The organism is Paramesorhizobium deserti (assembly GCF_001558695.1).
Lineage (GTDB): Bacteria > Pseudomonadota > Alphaproteobacteria > Rhizobiales > Rhizobiaceae > Paramesorhizobium > Paramesorhizobium deserti.
Genome location: NZ_LNTU01000040.1, coordinates 106,959 through 128,027, shown reverse-complemented (window position 1 = coordinate 128,027; position 21,069 = coordinate 106,959). Strand labels below are relative to the sequence as shown.

22 protein-coding genes are annotated in these 21,069 nt (G+C 61.3%); 4 read left to right on the top strand and 18 right to left on the bottom strand.

Features of this window, described 5'->3' with window-relative positions; all coding sequences use genetic code 11:
• Nucleotides 1-16: 16 nt before the first annotated feature.
• The 3 genes from ATN84_RS24630 to ATN84_RS24620 are packed head-to-tail and all read right to left on the bottom strand — an operon-like array spanning nucleotide 17 to nucleotide 3,808.
• Nucleotides 17-469: a cyclic nucleotide-binding domain-containing protein gene (locus tag ATN84_RS24630; RefSeq protein WP_068885153.1), complete on the bottom strand. Its 453-nt coding sequence runs from the start codon at nucleotides 467-469 to the stop codon at nucleotides 17-19.
• 27 nt (nucleotides 470-496) lie between these two features.
• A complete protein-coding gene (locus ATN84_RS24625; protein ID WP_068885152.1) occupies nucleotides 497-3,211 on the bottom strand; it encodes an ABC transporter ATP-binding protein in 2,715 nt (904 codons plus the stop codon).
• Between the two features lie 12 nt (nucleotides 3,212-3,223).
• Nucleotides 3,224-3,808 carry a hypothetical protein gene (locus ATN84_RS24620; RefSeq protein ID WP_068885151.1) on the bottom strand — a complete coding sequence of 195 codons (585 nt, stop codon included), beginning with the start codon at nucleotides 3,806-3,808 and terminating at the stop codon, nucleotides 3,224-3,226.
• 62 nt (nucleotides 3,809-3,870) lie between these two features.
• Here ATN84_RS24620 and ATN84_RS24615 point away from each other — a divergent pair, with 62 nt between their 5' ends.
• Complete coding sequence (locus ATN84_RS24615; RefSeq protein ID WP_068885150.1) at nucleotides 3,871-4,548, top strand: class I SAM-dependent methyltransferase; 678 nt, start codon at nucleotides 3,871-3,873, stop codon at nucleotides 4,546-4,548.
• Here ATN84_RS24615 and ATN84_RS24610 read toward each other — a convergent pair.
• The 11 genes from ATN84_RS24610 to ATN84_RS24560 all read right to left on the bottom strand — a co-directional run bounded on the left by ATN84_RS24610 (nucleotide 4,526) and on the right by ATN84_RS24560 (nucleotide 15,021).
• Nucleotides 4,526-5,692: a glycosyltransferase family protein gene (locus ATN84_RS24610; protein ID WP_425287447.1), complete on the bottom strand. Its 1,167-nt coding sequence runs from the start codon at nucleotides 5,690-5,692 to the stop codon at nucleotides 4,526-4,528. The two genes, ATN84_RS24615 and ATN84_RS24610, sit on opposite strands and share 23 nt — an antisense overlap.
• The gene (locus tag ATN84_RS24605) at nucleotides 5,674-6,921 is read right to left on the bottom strand and encodes a glycosyltransferase family 4 protein (RefSeq protein WP_068885149.1); all 1,248 of its coding nucleotides are present in this window, start codon (nucleotides 6,919-6,921) and stop codon (nucleotides 5,674-5,676) included. The genes ATN84_RS24610 and ATN84_RS24605 overlap by 19 nt, the downstream gene beginning before the upstream one ends.
• 4 nt (nucleotides 6,922-6,925) lie before the next feature.
• Nucleotides 6,926-8,140 (bottom strand): glycosyltransferase family protein, encoded by a 1,215-nt coding sequence (locus tag ATN84_RS24600; RefSeq protein ID WP_068885220.1) that lies wholly within the window; start codon nucleotides 8,138-8,140, stop codon nucleotides 6,926-6,928.
• Between the two features lie 352 nt (nucleotides 8,141-8,492).
• Nucleotides 8,493-8,936: a GFA family protein gene (locus tag ATN84_RS24595; protein WP_068885148.1), complete on the bottom strand. Its 444-nt coding sequence runs from the start codon at nucleotides 8,934-8,936 to the stop codon at nucleotides 8,493-8,495.
• A 30-nt stretch (nucleotides 8,937-8,966) separates the two neighbouring features.
• Nucleotides 8,967-9,941 carry an ABC transporter permease gene (locus ATN84_RS24590; RefSeq protein ID WP_068885147.1) on the bottom strand — a complete coding sequence of 325 codons (975 nt, stop codon included), beginning with the start codon at nucleotides 9,939-9,941 and terminating at the stop codon, nucleotides 8,967-8,969.
• On the bottom strand, nucleotides 9,938-10,921 hold the full coding sequence (locus ATN84_RS24585; RefSeq protein ID WP_068885146.1) for an ABC transporter permease: 984 nt from the start codon (nucleotides 10,919-10,921) through the stop codon (nucleotides 9,938-9,940). Before ATN84_RS24585 ends, ATN84_RS24590 begins: the two co-directional genes overlap by 4 nt.
• The gene (locus ATN84_RS24580) at nucleotides 10,918-12,456 is read right to left on the bottom strand and encodes a sugar ABC transporter ATP-binding protein (protein WP_244491206.1); all 1,539 of its coding nucleotides are present in this window, start codon (nucleotides 12,454-12,456) and stop codon (nucleotides 10,918-10,920) included. Before ATN84_RS24580 ends, ATN84_RS24585 begins: the two co-directional genes overlap by 4 nt.
• Before the next feature lie 43 nt (nucleotides 12,457-12,499).
• On the bottom strand, nucleotides 12,500-13,624 hold the full coding sequence (locus ATN84_RS24575) for a sugar ABC transporter substrate-binding protein (RefSeq protein WP_068885145.1): 1,125 nt from the start codon (nucleotides 13,622-13,624) through the stop codon (nucleotides 12,500-12,502).
• Nucleotides 13,625-13,877: 253 nt separating this feature from the next.
• On the bottom strand, nucleotides 13,878-14,111 hold the full coding sequence (locus tag ATN84_RS24570; protein ID WP_068885144.1) for a hypothetical protein: 234 nt from the start codon (nucleotides 14,109-14,111) through the stop codon (nucleotides 13,878-13,880).
• 66 nt (nucleotides 14,112-14,177) lie between these two features.
• Entirely contained in the window at nucleotides 14,178-14,621 is a 444-nt protein-coding gene (locus ATN84_RS24565) for a carboxymuconolactone decarboxylase family protein (RefSeq protein ID WP_068885143.1), read from the bottom strand.
• Between the two features lie 139 nt (nucleotides 14,622-14,760).
• The gene (locus ATN84_RS24560; protein ID WP_068885142.1) at nucleotides 14,761-15,021 is read right to left on the bottom strand and encodes a DUF1127 domain-containing protein; all 261 of its coding nucleotides are present in this window, start codon (nucleotides 15,019-15,021) and stop codon (nucleotides 14,761-14,763) included.
• 253 nt (nucleotides 15,022-15,274) lie between these two features.
• On the opposite strand from ATN84_RS24560, the gene ATN84_RS24555 reads away from it, so the two are divergent.
• Complete coding sequence (locus tag ATN84_RS24555; RefSeq protein WP_068885141.1) at nucleotides 15,275-16,306, top strand: GlxA family transcriptional regulator; 1,032 nt, start codon at nucleotides 15,275-15,277, stop codon at nucleotides 16,304-16,306.
• Between the two features lie 49 nt (nucleotides 16,307-16,355).
• Here ATN84_RS24555 and ATN84_RS24550 read toward each other — a convergent pair whose 3' ends face one another.
• Nucleotides 16,356-16,832: an EF-hand domain-containing protein gene (locus ATN84_RS24550; protein WP_068885140.1), complete on the bottom strand. Its 477-nt coding sequence runs from the start codon at nucleotides 16,830-16,832 to the stop codon at nucleotides 16,356-16,358.
• 293 nt (nucleotides 16,833-17,125) lie between these two features.
• Between ATN84_RS24550 and ATN84_RS27375 the strand changes: the two genes are divergently transcribed.
• Nucleotides 17,126-17,272: a hypothetical protein gene (locus ATN84_RS27375; RefSeq protein ID WP_161939621.1), complete on the top strand. Its 147-nt coding sequence runs from the start codon at nucleotides 17,126-17,128 to the stop codon at nucleotides 17,270-17,272.
• A 122-nt stretch (nucleotides 17,273-17,394) separates the two neighbouring features.
• Here ATN84_RS27375 and ATN84_RS24540 read toward each other — a convergent pair whose 3' ends face one another.
• The 3 genes from ATN84_RS24540 to ATN84_RS24530 form a co-directional block, all read right to left on the bottom strand.
• Nucleotides 17,395-17,679, bottom strand: coding sequence for a type II toxin-antitoxin system RelE/ParE family toxin (locus ATN84_RS24540; RefSeq protein ID WP_068885138.1), 285 nt, complete (start codon nucleotides 17,677-17,679; stop codon nucleotides 17,395-17,397).
• Entirely contained in the window at nucleotides 17,676-18,206 is a 531-nt protein-coding gene (locus tag ATN84_RS24535; RefSeq protein WP_244491205.1) for an RNA-binding protein, read from the bottom strand. Before ATN84_RS24535 ends, ATN84_RS24540 begins: the two co-directional genes overlap by 4 nt.
• 146 nt (nucleotides 18,207-18,352) lie before the next feature.
• Entirely contained in the window at nucleotides 18,353-19,258 is a 906-nt protein-coding gene (locus tag ATN84_RS24530; protein WP_161939620.1) for a LysR family transcriptional regulator, read from the bottom strand.
• Nucleotides 19,259-19,495: 237 nt separating this feature from the next.
• Here ATN84_RS24530 and ATN84_RS24525 point away from each other — a divergent pair, with 237 nt between their 5' ends.
• Nucleotides 19,496-21,046 carry a sulfatase family protein gene (locus ATN84_RS24525; RefSeq protein ID WP_068885135.1) on the top strand — a complete coding sequence of 517 codons (1,551 nt, stop codon included), beginning with the start codon at nucleotides 19,496-19,498 and terminating at the stop codon, nucleotides 21,044-21,046.
• Nucleotides 21,047-21,069: the final 23 nt, after the last annotated feature.

Below are 21,069 nucleotides of genomic sequence, written 5' to 3'. Positions count from 1 at the left end.
ATGGATCGTGATCGCCCTAATCTCTGCCGCTCCTGGCATCGATCAGTTCCGCCGTCGTGTGGCTCAGCCGGTCGGCCAAGGCACGCAATATCTCGATCGTTATCTCAGGGAATTCCCTGAGGAGCCGCAGGAAATGATCCTTGCGGATGCGCAGGACCTCGAGAGGTCCGCTCGCCCGCACCGTTGCTGTCCGCGAGACATCACACAAAATGGCGATTTCGCCGACGATGGAGTTGGGCTCGGCCTCGGCGACCTTGATCTGGCCGCTTTCCGAGTCGACCAGAATATCCGCTGTGCCCGACAGGATGACATAGGCGGCGTCGCCCTCATCGCCCTGTTTGAAGAGGATCTGTCCCGGACCATAGCTGACGCGGTCTGAAGTGAAGGCGAGAAGTTTGAGCTTCGCCGGCTCGACGCCGGAGAACAGGGGTATTCGCTGCAGCATTCCGACTTCATCTTTGAGAAGCACGTCGCAACCTTTCCCGGAATTCGTCTGCTACGATAGCAGCTCCTTGAAGATACCATTTCCCGCCAAGAGCGTCTCGTGCGTTCCGTCTTCCACGAGCCGGCCGGCGCTGAACACGATGACGCGGTCGAACATCGCCGCCATAGCCGGATTTGACAATACCCATATGACGGCAGGTGAGTGGCCGCCACGTCTGGCTTCTTCCAGCACATTGCGCAGGATCTGACCCTGTGCGCGCTGGTCGAGAGCCGCGAGCGGACGGTTTAGAACGATGAAATCGGCGCGCTTGAGCAAGGCCCTGGCGACATCGACCTTCTGCCGCTGCCCGCCGGTGAGACGCCGGCCGCCGGCGCCGACGTTGAAATCCAGCCCGACATCCAGAACCTCGTCATGAAGGTCGAGCGTTTCCAGGATTTCTGTGACGATCGCGCGAATGCGCTCCGGTCCATCCGGATGATTGTGGCCTATGCGCCCGAACAGGATATTGTCCATGACGCTGGCCGCGGTGATGTAGGTCATCGGATCGTAGCGCTCGATCTGGCCTCTCAGTTCTCGCGGCAGTCCCTGGTGGAACAGATTGCGGGCCTCGACGATCCGCTCCATCAGGTCCTCGCTCAACAGGCCGAAGCGGTGGCGCGGCTCGATATAGGCGAAGCTCAGCGCCACGATCATGGCGCGGTCGGCCGGTGAAACGGCTTCGAAAGGCTTATTCGTGAGCTTCTGCAGCAGGGTTTCGTAGGCGGGGATCTCCTCGGGCGTCATGAAGGCGAGCTGCTGGAAGAAGGGATGGTTCGGCGGCAGATCGGCGAAGAGTTCGAGCGCTTGTTCAGCAATCTCCAGCCCCATTTCATAGAGGGTTCGTCCGAGGCCGGTCCGCCGCAGGATCGACAGGAAATAAGGATTGGCGGCCAATGCCTTATCGGCAAGCGCCGGGCCGGCGGCAACGCCGAAAAGCAGGTTTTCGCCGATGGTCGCTTCCTTATTGTAGGCGCCGGGTTCGAACGGCACCACCAATTCGCTCAGGCCCTCCTCCTCCAGTCGTGCGCGCAGGGCGTTCCGCAGCTCCAGCACCCGGTCGATGAGCGCCTTGTGGCGCTTGGGTTCGATGGGGGAGCGCAGGCCGAGATCCAATATGTCCTGCGACAGCACGACTGCATTCAGCACATTGCGGACCACGGCGAAGAGATCCTGCGGGCCGCTGGCGCCTATCGCACCGTAGTCGATCCAGTCGCTGCCGAGGTCGAAATCCGGATTGCCGGCCTTGCGTGCTTCTTCGATGTTCCAGCGGCGCAACTCGGCCTCGCCCCCCTCATAGGTCGCGGGTCTCAGCGGTGCATGTTTTAATCCATAGAGAAGATTGTCGCGAAGGCTGCCGTGAAAGAGAAAGACGTCCGACGAGGCATAGGCCATGCGTCGTCCGGTCACCGCTTCCGGTAGTTCAAGCAGGTCGACGCCGCCTGCCGTCACCTTGCCGCCTTCCGGTCTGTTCAGGCGCGCTATTGCCTCCGCAACGGCCTCGGCGCCGCCGGCCGTCGTGCTGACAATGGCGACCGTCTCGCCCGGATGGATCTCGAAGGAGACCCGCTCGACCAGTGTCGCCCCGCCGTCATCGGCCAGGGAGAGATTGACGGCGGCAAGCGGGCCGCTCAGCGCACCGACAGGCTCGTATCTGACGGTCTGAATTTCCGGCTCGATCAGATTCTCGGCACTGAACTGTTCGACGACCTGCGCATATTTCACCTGCACGTCCTGACGCGCCTGGTCCCAGTCGATCAGTTCCTTGAGCGGCCCGGGCAGGTCCTTATAGGCGGTGATGACGGCCACCAACTGACCGACATCGAGACGCCCCCGAAGAACCAGATAGCCGCCGATGAGATAGAACAGGAAAGGCGTTACCTGGGCCAGCAGATTGTTGAGGAATTTGACCAGGAACTTCCACTGATAGAGATCGTAACGGATCTTGAAGATCCGTCCGAGCCTGGCGGCGATGTCTGCACGCTCGTAATTGGAGGTGTCATGGACATGCACGGTGCCGATGCCGTCGACGATCTCGCCGACCCGGCCGGAGAGCGCCCGCGCGGTGATCTGCCGTTCACGGCCCAGCCGAAGCAGCCTTTTGCGCATCTGCGGGATAAGCACGATCTGCACGCTCACGATGGCGAAGGCCATCATGCCGAGCCAGAAATTTTGCACCATGATGAACAGCATGGCGGTCAGCGCCTGGCCGCCGAGCAAGGCCGGCTGCACGAATGCATCGCCGATGAAGCCGCCGAGCGGCTCCACCTCGTCCTTCACCAGGCTCGCCACCTCGGCGGATTTCACCCGCTTGAAATATTGTGGAGGAAACCTGAGGACGCGATCGACAAGCTCGAAGCGGATGCGCCGCAGCATCCTCTCGCCAAGACGGCCCTTGTAGGTGTTGATATAGAATTTGAACAAGCCGTTGATGATGACGAGCAGCAGGAAGACCAGGCTGAGGGCGACCAGCATGCCCTCGCGAGTGAGCTCGAAGCCGGAGAAGATATGGATCTCGCCGATGAACGGCAGATCGGGGCTGAACTCCATGAAGGGCTGTGTTGCGCCGGGAGCCTCGAAGCCTCCGCCCTGGATCGGCCCGTTGACGATCAGCTTGGGCAAATCGAACGACAGGAAATAGGGGATCATCGACAGGACGACGATCACGACGATCCAGAGCTGCTGCCTCTTGGTATGCGACCAGATATAGCGGGCGAGACTTGGTTCCATCAGCAGCCGCCACTAGCGAGTGGAAGGATGCAGCACGTAGAACCGCCTCTTCGCAAAGGGCGATCCCGCGATGGCTTCGTCGTCGAGCACAAGTTCGACGCTGCAATGGACCTTCAGGTTGGGCCGGCTGACGATGGCGGGGACCTGCGAGGACGCACGGTCGAGCTCCGGCGGATATTCGATCACCACCACTCGGGCATTGTCGATCAATGAGAACAGCAACTGCCCGAGCGGCTCGCGGCTGCCGAAGGGTTTTAGCGAATAGCCGAGCAGGACCAGCCCGTAGCTGCCCGGAGCATAGTCGTATTCGACTTCCTGGAACTTCCGGGGGACGTGACGAACCCGGCAGGGATGGCCGTTGAGCTCATCCGCCTCATAGGCGGGGGTCTTCGGGTCGACGGAGAGAACGGAAAGCGGTCTGTGGGTCAGGTATTCGGTAACCGGCCTGATATGCCCGCCGATCTCCACGATATGCGGGCAGTCGCGCACGAAATGGGCGGCGAGAACCTGCCGGATGAATGCCGCCGGACCCGAGAGATGCGGCAGGTCCTTTCCATCGGCCAGCGGCGTAGAAGCTTCGTTCGTATTCAAATCCATGCGATGAGATTTACTTTTCAGATTTTGTTGTGTCGTTCAAAATCCCAACATACAACAAGCCCATGATGGACGCTACCCGGACCGATGATGACGCCAGCGTGGACTGGCACGAGCACGCCTATGATCTGGCGAGAGGAATTGCCGCCTATACGGCGAGCCCGCTGGTCGAGGGGCTCGCCCGCGTCGTCGCTCGTCATCCCGAGGCCGAGATCGCCAATGCCTTCAACCATAAGCAGGTCGCCTGCAAGATGTGGGCGCGGGACAGGCTCTTCGAGAGCTGCGGCGGCCGATTCGGGCGCATATGGGTACTGGGCGGCTGGTACGGCGTGCTGCCGGCTATGCTCTTCGAGGATGGTCGCTTCGACATTGGCATGATCGAGAGCATCGATATCGACCCGCATGTGGCGGAGATCGCCGAGACCCTGAACCGCACGGCCGGAGAGCGTTTTAGGGCACGGACGAGCGACATGTATACGCTCGATTATGCGGCAGAACGGCCTGATATGGTGATCAATTCGAGCTGCGAGCACATCGTGGATGTGCGGGGCTGGCTCGATATGCTGCCCGAGGGAACGCTGGTCCTCCTGCAGTCCAATGATTATTTCAGCGAGCCGACACACATCAATTGCGTGGCTTCGCTCGAGGCCTTCGAAGCGATGGCGGCGCTGCGGGAGGTGCGGTTTTCCGGCGCGCTGCCGACGAAGAACTACACCCGTTTCATGCTGATAGGGAGCGTCTGACGCCCAAGAGCTCGCGCAAGGCCCGTGCCGTGCCTGGCGCGCCATCGAGATCGAGGCGAAGGGCCTTCGGTTCGCTCGCGAGGGTTTGTTCGATCGCCGCCGCAAGGGTTGCTTCGTTGAGCTCCTCTTCCTTCAGCACGCTTGCCAGGCCGAGCCTTTGAAGGCCCAGGGCACGACGCGTTTGCTCGGTTTCGCCGCCGGAGGCGAACGGGATGAGTAGGGAGCGGCATCCGGCGCGCAGGATGTCACCAACCGTGTTGTAACCAGCCTGCGAGACGGAAAGCCGGGCGCCGGTCAGGAGGTTCGCGAAATCCTCGCGGAACCTGAAGACCGAGAGATGCGGCGGCGCTTCGTGGAGGACTGTTTCAAACGCGTCTTTCGGGAAATTGGGACCAGTTATCAGCCCCCATTTCAGGTCTGTCCGGGTGTTTCGCGCCGCCGCGACCGCCGATCCGACAAGATTTCGCCCGGCAGCCCCGCCGCCGACGGAAATCAGTACATCAAAGGATTCGGAAGCCGGCGCCGGCGGCGGCGCGGCCACCAGGCCGGTATAGGCGATCTTCGCCTCGATTTGGTGGGCAAGTGGAAATGTTTCGCCGAGTGTCGCGAAGGCAGGATCGCCATGCACCATCACCAGATCGAAATGCCGATTGACGAGATCGGCCGTCTCCTCGCTCCGTCCAGGCTTCACCCGCTCCTGGAGGATGTCGCGGATCGACGCGACGACGAAGGGTTTCGGCGCCATGTTGCCGATGGCGTCGAGCAGGGGCAGCAGTTCGAAACGCATCTGGCGGCGGCCGAAGGGAAAGGCTTCCAGAATGACGATGTCGGGCCTGCAGCTTTGGAACGCCTCGACCAGCATGCGGCAGCGCTTTTCCCTGAAGGCGTCGTCGACAGGCTTTCCCTCGATATCCGCCAGGCCGGAAAAACTCTCGTCGGATGTAACGACGGGAGGCAGGTTCACAGTGCGGATGCCCGGCCCCGGGAAACCGGCGACCGGCACGCCCCCTGTGACCACGGTGACATCGAAACCGGCGGCGGTGAGCGCGGCGGCGATACGGCTGGCGCGGGCAAGGTGTCCGATGCCGAGCAGGTGCTGGACGTAAAAGAAGACGCGCGGGCGCATCATGTCGCTGCCTGCCATTCCTGCTCGAACAGGTTCTTCAGCTGGCCGATGCTCGACTGGTGATCGAAATGGACGCGGACGCGTCGCTCCGCGGCATCGCCAAGGCGGACGCGCAGGGTCGGATCACGGATCACGTACTCTAGCGCCCGCGCAAGCGCTTTCGGATCGTCCGGCGGGACGAGCACGCCTGTCTCGCCGTCCGTCAAGAGTTCGGGAATACCCGAGACATTCGTCGATACACAGGGCAGCCGCTGGCTTGCCGCTTCCACCAGCACATTGGGCAGGCCGTCCCGGTCGCCGTCCGAAGCAATCCGGCAGGCGAGCGTGAAGATGTCCGCGCTGCGATAAAGCTGGAGGACATCCTCCTGCGCGAGCGCTCCGTTCCATGAAACACGCGATGCGATGCCGAGCTTTTGGGCAAAGCCCTTGAGCCGGTTGAGCTGGTCGCCGCCGCCGACATGCTCGAAACGCCAGGCGAGGTCGCGCGGCAGGAGAGCGAGCGCCTGCAGGAGCGTATCGAAGCCCTTCTTTTCCACTGCTCGGCCGACACTGAGGATGATGACGGGATCGTCGGGCGAGGAGCCGTCGCGCGGCGGGCGTATTCCCTGGAAATCACCGAAACGCGCAAGGTCCAGCCCGTGATAGCTTAGATGCACGCGCGAGCTGCCGTTCGCCAGCTTTTTCAGATGCTGAAAGCCGGTCTCGGTGCAGGTCACCGTCCAGCGCGCGGAGGAGAGTTTGTCGGCCAGATCCCAGTCAGCTGAAGTCCAGATGTCCTTGGCATGGGCCGAACACGTCCAGGGCAGGCCGCGCAAAAGACTGGTGTAGCGGGTGACGGAGGCCGGTGTATGGGCGAAATGCGCGTGCAGCCAGCCGGCGTCATCCGGCCATTCGGCCGCGAGCACCAGCGCCTGTCCGAAGCGGCGGATACGGTTGCGCGTGAAATCACGGCGCAGATCGGCGAAAAAGGTGCCGAACGCGCGCCTGAAACTGGCCTGAGGCAGGCAAACCAGAAGCGATTTGAGAACCCGCAGCGGCTCCTCATGCAGATATTCCGGCAGATAGTGAACGGATGCCTTTATCTCATCGTGCACCGGGTGGCGCTTGCCGTCGGTCGGCCGCCTGAGCGCGACGATGATGAGCTCGATCCCGGCACGTTCCAGGCCAAGCAGTTCCTGCGCGATGAAGGTTTCGGACAGGCGCGGATATCCCTTCAGGACCACCACGATCTTGCGGCGGGGGGGCATGGGTTCAGCTCCTGCCCTCGACGAGGGCGAGATGACGGGTCGATCGTTGTTCGAGCCATTCGCCGACAATCTCGGAGATATGGACGAGGCCTTCGAGGCGAAGATCGGGAGCGCCTTGCGAGGGGCGGGGCCGATCCGGCAGCGCTTTGAGCTCGGCGGCGAAGCGCAATGCGTCCTCGGCCTCTTCCGGCAACAGCATCTGCACCAGGCCGAGCTCGGCGGCGCGGCGGGCGCGGATCAACTGTTCCTCGCGCGGCCTGACGCGCGGCACGATCAGCGCCGGCTTGTCGAAGGACAGGATCTCGCAATAGGTGTTGTAACCGCCCATCGCCACCACCGCCCTGGCTCCTGCGATCAGTTCTTCCATCCGGTTGTCGAACTCGATCATCTTGATGAAGGGTATGCCGGCGCTTTTGCGGATCAGCTTCTGCCGCTTGTGGGCGGGCATATAGGGGCCGAGCACGATCAGCGCCTTGTGCTGGAGCGTCGGATCCTGCTGATAGGCATGGATGACATCATGGATGAGATCGGCGCCATCGCCGCCGCCGCCGGTCGTGACGAGAATGTAGTCGCCTTCCGGCTTGTGGCCGGGCAGTTCCGCATGTGACAGGCGCCGCTGCAGGAAGCCCACGAATTTCATCTTCGCCTGGATGGTCGGCGGCACGTCCAGACCGACCAGCGGGTCATAGAAATCGGGCGGTCCATAGGTCCAGATCATGTCATAGAACAGGCCGATCTTGCGCATGACATCGTTCTTGCGCCACTCCGCCTCCAGAAGGTCAGGAGCATCCATCACCTCGCGCAGGCCGAGGACCAGGGTGGTGCCGCGCGCCTTGAGATAGGAGAGTGTGTCCTCGATCTCGCCGCGCAAGCCGAGCGGCTCCTTGTCGACGATGAAAATGTCGGGCTGGAAAGTCTCGGCCGTGCGGCGGATGATGGCCTGTCGCATCCTCAAGGTTTCGTTGAGGTCGATATGGCGCTCCATCGAGGTATATTCGCCATTCCTCAGCTTGATGACGCTCGGCGTTTTGACGAAATCGACGCGAGCACGGTAGTCGAAGGCGCCGGCGATGGTGGCACCCGAGATGATGAGCACCTGGAGCCCGCGGAAATCCTCGACCAGCGAATGGGCGATGGTGCGGCAACGGCGCAGATGGCCGAGCCCGAATGTGTCGTGGCTGTACATGAGGACGCGGGCGTCGTCGAAGCGCTGGGTCATTGCCGGACCTCTCTGGCGGTTCCCGCCTCCGGAGCGCGCGAGCGGCTGCGTCGGCTTCGAAAAAACCAATCGGGGGCAGGGCCGACGGGGCCTCGCCTCCATAATTCCGATATATCCGCCGGCGAGGAAAATCCGTCGCCGCAGCGGATTCGCTTTGCGTTATTGATCGATAGCGGTTGGCGAGACGCGGTGCTTCCTGCCGGCACGTTTCACCTATTGGCCCGCTCGGAATGTCGCCGACAAACCAAAGATCATCCTTCTAGAAAACTGTCCGCTGACCCCGCTTAAGGATGCCCGCGCATCAACAACAACATAGGCGACCAACATACCTCGGATCAACCGGAATTTCCGTTCAGCGGTTGATCGGCGGGCCATCCGCGACATGACGATCATACTGGGGAAGATCATCATCGATGGTGAACCACGATGCCTTGGAGCCGACAAAGATATGCTCGCTCGGCCCGATGGTCGGCTCATCGGCAAGAGAACCCAGGGTGACATGGACAAAAGCGCCGTCGCGAACCACCGAATAGAGGAAGGAGCCGCATGATTGGTAGCGCGCGTCATGGTTCTTTTCTCCACCGAAAATCAGGAGCTGATCTGCGCCTTTGGTAACCGCCAGCTTCTCGCGCTCGATGCCGGCAAAAGGCTTGAAGGCCGAACCGGTCGCCCGCCGGCAATCCGGGCAGTGGCAATTGGCGGCATAGATGAAAGCATCGGCGACGCTGTATTGGACAGCGCCGCACATGCATCGCCCGGCAAGCCTGCGGGTATCGTCCGGTGTCGCCTCTGACATGATATTTTCTCCTGGTTCCCTTGCAAAGAGTCACCGCAGCGCCGGTGTGCGGCCATAGAGCAGCAGCATGGCGACGATCAATATGCCGTATATGACCTGCCGGCCGGCTTCGGGCATCTGCATCACCGAGAGGATCGATTGCAGCACGGTGATCAGGATAACGCCGGCGATCGTACCGAGATAGGAGCCGCGCCCGCCGAGGATCGAGGTGCCGCCGAGGACAACCGCGGCGATTGCCGGCAGGAGATAGGCGTCGCCCATCGCCTGGGCCGCCTTCGAGGCATAGCCGGCAAGCAGCACGCCGCCAAAGGCGCTGAGCGCGCCCGACAGAATAAAAGCAACCATGACAATGCGTCGCGTATCGATGCCCGAGAGATAGGCGGCGCGCTCGCGGTTGCCGATCGCATATACGGAGCGGCCGAAGGTGGTGCGAGTCAGCAGAAAGACTGCGGCGAAGCCGATCAGCGCCCAGATCACCACGGCGTTGGGAATGCCGGGGAGGAGAGAACCCGTTGCCAGGAAGCGCATTGCGGCGGTTGCGGAATCCCTCGGAGAGAAGCCACCTGTATAGACGACCATCAGCCCTTGCGCGACGGCGTTGGTGGCAAGGGTGATGATCATGGAAGGGATGCGGAGATAGGCGACGCCGATGCCGTTGACGAGGCCAATTGCTGCGCCACATGCTACGCCGAAGGGAATGGCGAGATAGACGCCGACGGTGCCATAGGCGGCCGCCGCACAGGCCATCATGCCGCCGACCGCCACTGCCCAGGGCACGGAGAGATCGATCTGGCCGAGCAGGATGACCAGCATCATGCCGGTGGCGATGACGCCGAGGAAGGAGGCGACCTTCAGCTGCTGGAGCAGATATTCGGGTGATAGGAAGTTGGTGGAATAGAGGCTGCCGAACGCAAGCAGCAGGATGATGCAGGCAAAGGCGGTCGCAACCGCTGGATCGACGCGTCGCAGCCAGCGTGTTCCCACGAGATTCGCGGTTTCGCTCATCTGAACCACTCCAAACGGCTGCGCACGCGTAAAAGCCCGAATGCCCCCAGGCTGACGGCCACCAGTAGCACCACGCCCTGGAATAGCGGCTGCCATAGCGGGTCGAGATCGAAGACGAACAGGAGATCGCCGATTGTTCGGAAGGCGAGCGCGCCGAAGATCGCGCCGACGCCGCTCCCTGTTCCGCCATAGAGCGAGACGCCGCCGAGCACCACAGCCGCTATGGAAAACAGGGTATAGGCGTTGCCGCTGGCAAAGGCCGCCTCGCCCGTATAGGTGAAGAAGGTGAGGAAAAGTCCGCCGATCGACGCCAGCAATCCTCCGAGCGCATAAGCCATGAACTTGGCGGGACGGATCGGAATGCCGGACATATAGCCGGCGGGTTCGGCCGATCCGGCCGCATAGGCAGCGCGCCCCAGCACCGATCGGCTGAACGGGGCCCAGACGATGAGTACGGCACCTGCCAGCACGGCAAGACTGGCCGGGACAATGCCGAACAGTTTTCCGGTCAGTGCATCGGCCAGGCCTTCATTGACCGATCCGCCGGGATAAGGCCTCAGCCACAAGGCGATGCCGAAATAGATCGCGCCGGTGGCGATCGTCGCCACGATCGGCTGCAGTCGGCCATAGATGACGATCGCGCCATTGAGCGCGCCGCACGCCAATCCCGCCGCGAGCACGCCCGCAACGCCAAGCGCTGTCTGCAGCGGCGTGCCGACGACGATCCAGGAAGCCAGGCAATTCGTCAGGATGAAGATCATGCCGACTGAGAGATCGATACCGGCGGTGATCACCACCAGCGCCTGCGCCATCGCCACGAAGGCGAGGAGCACGCCCTTGTTCGTTGCGGTTTGCACCACATTCGCGGTGAAACCCGCGGGATGGTTCAGGACATAGATCGTGAACATCGCCAGGAAAATGCCGAATGCCAGGAGCGTGCCGCGGTTCCGGGCAAGGCGGTATCGCCAGTCGCCAGTCATGCCGCCTGCTCCCCGGAAATGTTGAGCGCCGTCGCGATCAGCGCGTGCTCCGTGATCTCCTTACCCACCAGTTCGCGCTTGATCATGCCGTCATAGAGCACCAGAACCCGATCGCAACAGCCGATCAGCTCGTCATAATCGGTGGAATAGAACAGGATGGCGGCGCCGGCATCCGCCAGCCGGCGCAACAGCTGATAGATCTCCTGCTTGGTGCCGACATCGATCCCGCGCGTGGGATCGTTGAGCAGGATGATGCGGGGCGCGCGCATCAGCCATTTGGCGATGACCACCTTCTGCTGATTGCCGCCGGAGAGCCCGCCGACCGGCATGTCGAGGCTGCCGGCGCGGATCGCCAGGAGCCGGACCATCTCCTCGATCTGCCGGTCTTCCGCCGCGCGGTCGATCAGCCCGTGGCGGGAGACGCGGTCGAGGGATGCGAAGGAGAGATTCTCGCGCACGCTCATCGGCAGCATCAGGCCTTCGGTCTTGCGGTCCTCCGGAATCAGCGCCATTCCAATGCCGTCCGCCTTCGCCTGGCCGGGGCTCGAGAGCGCCACCGGTTTGCCGTTGACCAGCACCTTCCCGCCGCATCCCCTCAGGACCCCGAACAGCGCCAATAGGAGTTCGCGCTGTCCCTGTCCATCGAGGCCGCCGAGCCCGACCACCTCGCCCTGGCGGACGGAGAAGGAGATGTCGCGCAGCCGTTCGCTCCAGCTGAGGTTCCGGCATTCCAGAACCGGCCGCGCGGCCGGCGGCGATACCGGCTTCGGCGGGAAAACATGTTTGTATTCGCGCCCGATCATCAATTCGACAACCTCATTGTCGGTCTTCGTGCCGGCCGGATAGCTGGCGACATTGCGCCCGTTGCGAAAGACCGTGCATTCGTCGGCAAGCTCGGCGATCTCGTGCATCCGGTGCGAGATGTAGAGGAGCGCCAGACCCTCCGAGCGGAGCCGTTTCAGCACCGAAAAGACCTTGGCGACGTCGGCCGCGGTCAGCGCTGAGGTGGCTTCGTCAAGGATCAAGATGCGCGGTTGGCGGGCGAGCGACTTGGCGATCTCGACCATCTGGCGACGCGAGAGCGGCAGGTCCTTGACGAGTGCCATGGGGTGGATGTCTGGCGCGCCGGCGCGCGCCAAGGCCTCCTCCGCGATCCGACGCTGCGCGCGCCGGTCGATGAGGCCGAAGCGCCTCGGCGGATCGAACAATGCGATATTGTCGGCGACGCTCAGATCGGGGATCAGCGACAATTCCTGAAAGATGCAGACGATGCCCGCGCGGTTCGCCTCGGCCGGCGAGGCGAAGGAGACCTCCCCGCCGTCGAGCAGCATCCGGCCTTCGTCCGGCGAAATAACACCTGCCAGGATCTTGATGAGGGTCGATTTGCCGGCGCCGTTTTCTCCCAGGACGGCATGGATGCGGCCCGCCCTGACAGTCAGTTCCGCTTCCTCCAACGCACGCACGCCGCCAAAACGCTTCGATATCCCTTCCATTCTCAGCAGTGGCGGCCTGGCGTCCCCCATATCTGCGGCCATGCGCTCCTCCCCAGTTGCGGCTCTGACGGCGCTTATGCAGGTATCACTCGTTTTCCTTTGTCTGCCCCATGATCTCCTGCGCGGTGAAGTTGATCCCGCAGGTCGGGAAGGAATTACCGACGAAGAAATTGTCGGACTGGTCGGGATAATAGTCCTGGTTCTCCTTGAAATCCGGGTCCTCGACCACCGCAAGCGGCAGTTTGACCGACTGCGGCACTACCTTCCCCTCGAGTGCTGCGATCGCCGTCTTGATGGCGACCGCCACCTGGGCGGGGCCAGTGCCGGCGGAGGAGCATTTGAGCCCTTCGGAAGCGTATTTGGCGCAGAATTTGCGGAAGCCGTTCTCGGTCTCACCGCCGAAAGGCACAAACGCGTGCTTGGCGTCGATCATCGCCTGCACGACGCCCGTATCACCGCCCTGGGCGGTGATACCGTCGAACTTCTTGTGCACGGCGATGGCGTCGGCGGTGGCCTTCTGCGCCGTCGGGTCGTCCCATTTGCCGAGCACTTCGACCACCTCCCACTTCTTGCCTGATGCGTCGAGCGTCTCGTGGATGCCGTTGTGGCGGTCGGTGTCGACGGATGTGCCGGGAACGCCCCGCACTTCAAGGATCTTGCCGCCGTCGGGCAGGTGCGTGTCGAGCCACTTGCCCCACAGCACGCCGAGGCCCTTCTGGTCGACGTTGACGTTGATCGCGTCCTCGGTGTCGAGCGTGTTGTCGAAGGCGACAAGCACGACACCCGCCTGCTTTGCCCGCTTGATAACGGGTGTGAAGGCGGTGGGATTCTGCGCGTTTACAATGACGGCATCATAGCCGGAATCGATGAAATTATTGATCGCGGATATCTGCGCCGGCACATCCTCGCCGGTCGAAACGACCTTGAACTCCTTCAGCTTGGCGGTGACATCGGATTGCGCGGCATAGGCCTTCGCCGTCTGGATCATTTGGATGCGCCAGGTATTGGCGATATAGCCGTTGGCGAGCGCGATGCGGTAGGGCCCGTCCTTGGTCGGGAACTTGAAGAATTTGGTATCGGCGCTCCACGGCACGAAGCATTCGGGCTCGTCCGGCGGACCGCTGACGGTTTCGGGCTCCGACAGCGCCGAGGTGGACAGCAGCGACATGGCGGCGGCGGCCGTGATGCCGATTATGGACAATCTGGTCATGATGCTCCTCCCTTGAGATCTTCCCGCGAATTCTATGAAGTCGAAAGACGGAAAACCCGTATTCTGCAGGCACTCTCCCCTTGGGATTTTCTATTTTTGTTGAGTGCCTGCACCGCGCGACCGGTCCTCCACCTGACCGCGCAAGGTCCTAGAATGGTAGTGCTGCGCTTTCAGGAAGTAAAGCAATCCTCGTTGTGCCGCCGATTGTCCGGGAACCTGGTGTTCCATCCGGATCGTCCGGTGGGAAGGGCCCTCAAATCCTGGCATTCTGGTATCGCGCCAGCATGATCCGCGCGATCTGGGCGAGATTCAAAAAGATGAAGAACACGTTCCAGGCCACCACGTTCAGCATCGGAACCGGTTGGCTATAGAAGTAGATGGCCAGGCAGCAAGCAGCTGTCGTCGTGAGGATGCGCAGCCGCAGCATGTCCATCGTGAAATAGGCGACGACATAGAGGATATTGGCTGTATTGATGAGAATGTCCATGGATGTTCTCTCTGCCGCGTATCGTCGGGAAAGGGGCGCCCAGCCGCTCAGCCGGGCGCCACGGTCTTACTCGCCGCCGAACTCGGTCTTGAAGGTTTCGAAATTGACCTGCAGCCCGTTCAGGACCGTGCTCCAGTGACGGACATAGGCTGCCTGGGCGACGGCCTCGGCGATCTCTTCTTCGCTCGCGCCGTGGTTCCTGGCCATCCTGGTCTCAAACCAAGTGCAGTAGCGGCATGGAATCTGCGCCGCGACGGCCAGATTGATGAGCGCCTTGACCCTTGGTTCGAGGGCGTTGTCGCCCTTGATCTCCAGGCCTTTGGTCATCGCCCAGGCGCCTGCGACCGCTGATTTCGGATAGGCCTTGAAGTGCGTGGGCACCGTGCCGAACGTCGCCTCGATATCCCTGTAGGTCTGCTCGACCGTGGGCATTTCCTGCGCGCTTGCCGGGGTGCCGGCGAACATGGCTGTTCCGGTGGCAAATGCTGCGATGGCAAGTGTTTTTCTCATGTTCCTTCTCCCGTTTCTGTTTCGAAGGGCAAAGCATCTCCGTTCCCCGTACGCCCTTTACGCAGCGAGGCCGGTAACTCGGTTCTGGAGCCGAGTGGTATCCCCTGGCGGAGCAGGGGCGGAGGTTTGTGGCTAATTGTTAGGAGCGCTCGACGCTGGAGCCTGCCTGGCCCCGTTCCGAACGGACGATCCACCAGATATCGGATCGCGACAGGCCGATATCCTTCAATTGGCTGTCCGAGAGATTATCGAGCAGCCGGGCTGTGCGCCGTGCGCTCCGTGCCGCGACGAGCGCGGCAAGACGGGCACCGAACATCGCCAGGACCGTGGAAGCAAAAGCGCCAATCCGGCTTCCGGTGGAGGGTTCATATGCACTATGGGTGGTTTCGACCGTGCTCATGATCATATCCCACGCCCTGGTGCGCCGCTCTGTGCGAGAGACGTATTGCTGCTGGTAACGGCCTGTGTCTTGCTCTCGTCAAGAGAAGCAGGGTGCTCGCGCACCGCTGTTGCAGTGTTCATCGGTCACTCTCCATTTTGCTGGTTTTCAGGCGCGGTCCTCTCCGCTGCCTGTGACTGCTTGATCTATTCGCACGGCGCTTTTTCTGATAGGTTTGTTTCGGAGAGAAGCGGTTCAAATCGGACATCGGCCGATGAAATCCGAAGCGCATGAACCTCTGTTCACGGCTGTGCTAGCAACGCCGCATGTCGGTGCCGGGGCGTTTATCATCATGGACGCCTTGGCTTCGGTGGGGTTTCTCTGGGAATATCTGCATGGCGAAGAGCCGGGCCGGAAATACTTTCTGCCCCGGCTGCTGTCAGTGGACGGCGAGCCCTATAACGATCTCCACGGGCTGCTTATCCAGCCCCACGGTTCTCTCGACGACCATCCCGAACCCGATATCATCATCATTCCGGAGATGTTGCTCGATCCGTGGCGGCCGCTACCGAATTCCTATGCTCCGATCATCGATTGGATCTGCTCGGCATATAAGCGCGGAGCGATCGTCGCCTCGCTTTGCTCAGGTTCCATGCTTCTGGCTGAAACCGGCCTGCTCGACGGGGAAGAGGCCACCTCTCACTGGGCCTATTCCGACGCGATCGCACGCCGCCACCCCGATATCCGCTTCCGCAAGGAGCGGATCCTCGTGCACGCGGGTGAAGGCCATAGGCTGGTCACGGCGGGAGGCTTCTCCTCCTGGCACGATCTTCTGCTTTATCTGATCGGCCGCGTTGCCGGGCCGGAGGAAGCACGGCGTACCGCGAAGCTGTTCCTGCTCAGCTGGCACGACGAGGGGCAGCTCCCATTCGCGGCGCTCACAGTTGGCCGCCGCCATGAGGACAAGGCTGTCACGGCAGCCCAGCTCTGGGTGGCCGATAATTATGCCAATCCCAATCCGGTTGGGGCTATGGCCGCCCAAAGCGGCCTTGCCGAGAGGAACTTTCTCCGGCGCTTCAAGCGTGCGACCGGACAGTCGCCAATGGAATATGTGCGGACCCTGCGGATCGAGGAGGCCAAGCAGCTTCTTGAGACGACCGACATGTCTCTTGACGATATCGCCATCGAAGTCGGGTATTGCGAGCCCTCGGCATTTCGTCACCTGTTCCGGAAACTGGTTGGCGTCACGCCGTCGGCTTACCGGCGCCGTCACCTCCGGCCGGTCCTCGGCCGGCAGCGCGCATAGCGTAATCACCAAAAAGCCCGGGCCCGAAGGCCCGGGCTCCCCCCGCCGCTTACTGCGGCTGGTGCATGCGCTTCATGTGATGCCTGTCATGGTGGCCACCGTGATGAAAGCGCTTGCCGGCGCGCAATTCCTTGCGATCGAGCTTGCCGTCCTCGTTGCGGTCGAGAGCGGCGAATTCCTTGCCTCGCTGCTTTTCCACTTCCTCAAGCGTCACCTTGCCGTCGCCATTGACGTCGAGGCGGCGCTCCATGCGGTCCGCGGCGCGCGATGCGATGCGCTTCATGGCCAGAGCTTCGAGTTCCTCGCGTGAAAGCGTGCCGTCGCCATTCGTGTCAGCAGCCTTCAGCTCGTCCATTCTGGAAAATTTCGCCAGATCGACGGGCTCTTTTCCAAAGCTGTTCTGTGAAGATTCGGACGACTCAACTGCCGAGTTGCTGGTGTCAGCATCATCATTTTCTTGCGCAAGCGCGGGTGACGCAAGAATTATCGATGATGCAAGGGCTATATACAAAGGAATTGCTTTCATGGCTATAAAACTCCATTACTCATTTCAGATGCGCCGTCGAAGGCGTGCGAGTAATATTTAGCCTGCAATATGAACACAAAATGAATTAACTTATTAATTATTTGTAATGATTTAACCGATCAGGCTCCCGTTTTGGGTCGGGCACCTGGAGCGCTCCGCTCAATCCTTCCCTACGAGTCAAGCGGGTAAATAGAACAAGATCCGCTCCGCTATTCGACCGCGCCATCACGACCAGACAGGTGGTCGCGCGCGGCACCGGGGTCAGGCTGGCGGATCTTGCTGGCGATACCCTGATGTTCTTGACCACCACCGGCTGCACCGTCTATTCGCTCGACATCGCCGATCTCGCCATCAAACGGGCGGGCAACCGGGCATGGCTGCGTCGCGCAGCAAGCAAGGACGAAGCTTTCAAGCTACGGCTAGAGGCGACCAAGTCATAGGCAGTTCGGTGAAACTCTATATCGGCTTACTTCCGCGCGTTTCTGCATTTCACGGAATGTGGCATGATAGCTCGCCGCTACGCTCAATGTCGCGGGCATAAGGGCATCGTGCAGGTCTTCAACTAAGCGCGCGGTGGCCATTGTTGTGCGCCGTGAAGGACACGAACAATCTGAACGGCGTCGCCCATAATGTAGACGACGATGAACGGTGTGTGCGTCACCACCAGTTCGCGCGTACCCTCGACGCGCCCTTCCCTCCCAGAAAGGGGGAATTCCCGCAGCCTCTCGATCTGCCCTTCAATCTCGTCACGCATACCGATCGCCGCTATCACGTCGTCGCGTGCGATGTAGTTGGTGATAGCATCAAGATCGGTTTCGGCGTCTTCGGACCAGACGAGCCGCTTCATCTGGCTCGCCTGGCGCGAGCCAGCAACTCAGCACGCTTTTTCTGCCAGCGCTTTCGGTGGTCCTCGTCGGACACGAAACCGACCGTGCCATTCGCAATGCCATCCAACGTCCCCCCCACTTCGGAGCGGAACCACGCATCATGCTCAGCAGCCTCGCGTTGCCGGCGAAGCCGTTCGGCCTGGTCAGGGCGTTTGCGCTCGATCGCCTCGGGATCGTAGTCGGCTGTATCGACCTCGAAGCGCGAAACCCTAAGCTCATCACGCACGAAAGCAGCAGCCGTGTTGAGGTTTCGCCACAGACGCGGCCGCCGTTCCCGTTGCGCGGACACGGCGCGTTCGTTGGTTCCATAGCGCACCAGTACGGCCCATCCGCCAGGCTGGCCGAGCACGATCGCACTCTCGATTGCGTGTGCATCCACGAGGCTCTTGACGGCTTTTCCGTCGATGGTGTCGGGTGGAGTATGATTGCGCGGCATGAGTGAGTAACCTTTTTGAATAAGTGCTGCACTATTATTTAGAAACCGCATGCAGATTTCCAGTAAAATTGTTGACCTATTTGCGTCTGATGGCGCTCACGACGAACCGTCTGCCTGGGATCGAGATTGCAGGCCCTCTCGACGAGACAATTGGGAGCAAGCCGCTTCGGCTTGGCCGGCGGCCGGTCGTTACGTGATTAAAGCGAAAACCCTCGCGTTCCCGGGTCCATTTTCCTTTTGATCATTTCGTCGACGACAGCGACCACCGTTTGAAAGGCGCGATTCTGCTCCAGGCTGCGCCGGAAAATGATGCCGGAGTGGAACGTGTCGCCGGGCATATCGACGGCGACCGTACGCAAATTGAAGCCGGGCACGATGCGCATGAAATTGTCGGGCAGATAGGAGAGGTAATCGCCTTCTTGTATCATGATCAGCGCCGCGATGATCGTTTCGCAGAAGACCGAAGCGCTCTTGCGCCGGCCAGTCCTGGCCTCGATGCGTTCCATCGCGAGATCGAGATAGCCCCAGTCGTTCTGATAGGAAAGCCAGGGATAATCGAGCAGCTTTTCCAGATCCTTCGGCGATTCCCGCAATATCGGATGATCCTGCCGGCAAATGACATGCATCCGTGCCTGAAAGAATCTTTTGCGCGCGAGAAATGACGGCAGCATCTCCTCGCTTGTGAAACCACCGCAGAAGATATCGAGATCGCCATTCCTGAGGCGCGGCATCGCATCGGCGTAATCCATCGAGAGCAGGTGGATCTGCATGGCGGGATAGCGCTTCTGCGCGGCCACGATCGCCGGCGGCAGCAGATAAGAGACCCAGACGGGGGCGGCCGCCATCTTCAGCGTGCCGGCCTCGCCCTGCAGGAGCGTACCGAGTTCCGCTTCGGCGACCTGGCATTCGCGCAGGATGTGCTTGGTGTGATTGACGACATGTTCGCCGAACTGCGTCAGTGTCACACCACGCGGCTGGCGCAGGAACAGCTTGCCGCCGAACTGCTCTTCCAGCAGTTGCAAGGAGCGGGTCAGCGCGGGCTGGGTGATATTCAGGCGCTGCGCTGCTGCGTGCAGGTTGCCGCATTCTGCAATAACAAGCATACGCTTCAAATCCGGCAACCGTTCAAACATGCGATCAGCTTTTCTTATCAATTCCGTACTTCTCGGCATTGTACATAATCGCGGAATGCTGACAAAAATCAAATGCCGAAACGCGGGAGGGCCATTTGGGAGGATGGCGCGTAGTGGTCGGGAGAGGCGCTTCTTGGCGCGTGGTCGGCAAATCCAATCCGATGTTGAACATTAGCCGGCCGGAACGCTGGCAAGCTGGAGCAAGGCGTGCCGAAACCGCTGAATATTCTTCTCATCACAACGGATCAGCAGCATTATTCGACGCTTGGCGTGCTCAACGACAAGATCCGCACGCCCAATCTGGACCGCCTTTGCCGGGAAGGCATGCGTTTCGAGCGCGCCTATTGTCCGAGCCCCGTCTGCACGCCGTCACGCGGAAGCATCATTACCGGGCTCTATCCGTCGCATCACGGCGCGTGGACGATCGGCGTCAAATTGCCCGAAGATGTCCCGACGATCGGCGAAAGGCTGACAAGGGTCGGGTACAACACCGGCCTCATCGGAAAAGCGCATTTCCAGCCGCTGGTCTCGACGGTTGAGAGTCCCTCGATCGAGGCGCATCCGACCCTGCGTGATCTCGATTTCTGGCGCGCCTTCAGGGATCAGTGGTATGGTTTTCAGCATGTAGAACTGGCCCGCAACCATGCGGACGAAAAACATGTCGGCCAGCACTACGCCATCTGGCTCGAAGAGCATGGTCTGGCGGATTGGCAGGAATATTTCCAGCCCGTCGCCGGGGCGAAATCCCGCATGGCGCCGACCACCTTTGCGGACCATCCCTACTGGGCCCGCCGCGACCGCTCGTGGAAGCTGCCGCAGGACTTGCACTATACACGCTGGACCGGAGAACGGTCTCTCGCTTATCTCGACGAGCGCTCCAGAGATGATGCGCCGTTCTTCCTGTGGACCAGCTTCCATGATCCACACCCGCCCTATGCGGTGAGTGAACCCTGGGCCTCGATGTATGATCCCGCCGATATGGAGCCGGGAGCGCTGGTGCCGGGCGAACACGACAGGAACCCGCCGCATTTCCGCATGACCCAGGAGGTTTCGCCGGACTTCCGCGCCTGGCACAAGCCGTTCGAGGCGCATGGCTGCGACAGCCACCTCTACCCCGTCGACGAGCTGAAAAATGACATGGCGGTCTATTATGGCATGATGAGCTTTCTCGACCAGGAGATCGGCCGGATCCTCGACAGGCTGGATGCACTGGGCATGGCCGAGAATACCCTGGTGGTCTTTTCCACCGATCACGGTCATTTTCTTGGTCAGCACGGGCTCGTGGCCAAGGGGCCGTTCCACTACGAGGACATGCTGCGCATTCCGATGATTGTGCGCCAGCCGGGCACGGTGCCCGCCGGCGTTGTCAGCGATGCCCTGCAGAGCCTGGTCGATTTTACGCCGACGGTTCTCAAAGCCGTGGGGCTCGGCGATCAGGCGGCAGGCCTGCAGGGCGTTTCCCAACATGGCGTCTGGACCGGGAGGGAAGAACGCGCGCGTGACTTCATTCTGTGCGAGAACCGGCACAATCCCGGCATGCCGCACCTGATTTCCTATGTGAACGGCCGCTATAAGATCACGGTTTATAAAGAAGGCCCATATGGCGAAATATTCGATCTTGAGGAGGATCCAGCCGAAATCAATAATCTTTGGAACGAACCGCGGATGGCCGGGCTCAAACAGGAGCTTACGCACGAAATGCTGCAGGGCCTGATGCGTTCGGAGCCGATGAAGATGCCTCGGGTGGCCCACGCATGACCGAGGGGCACATCAATAGCGCG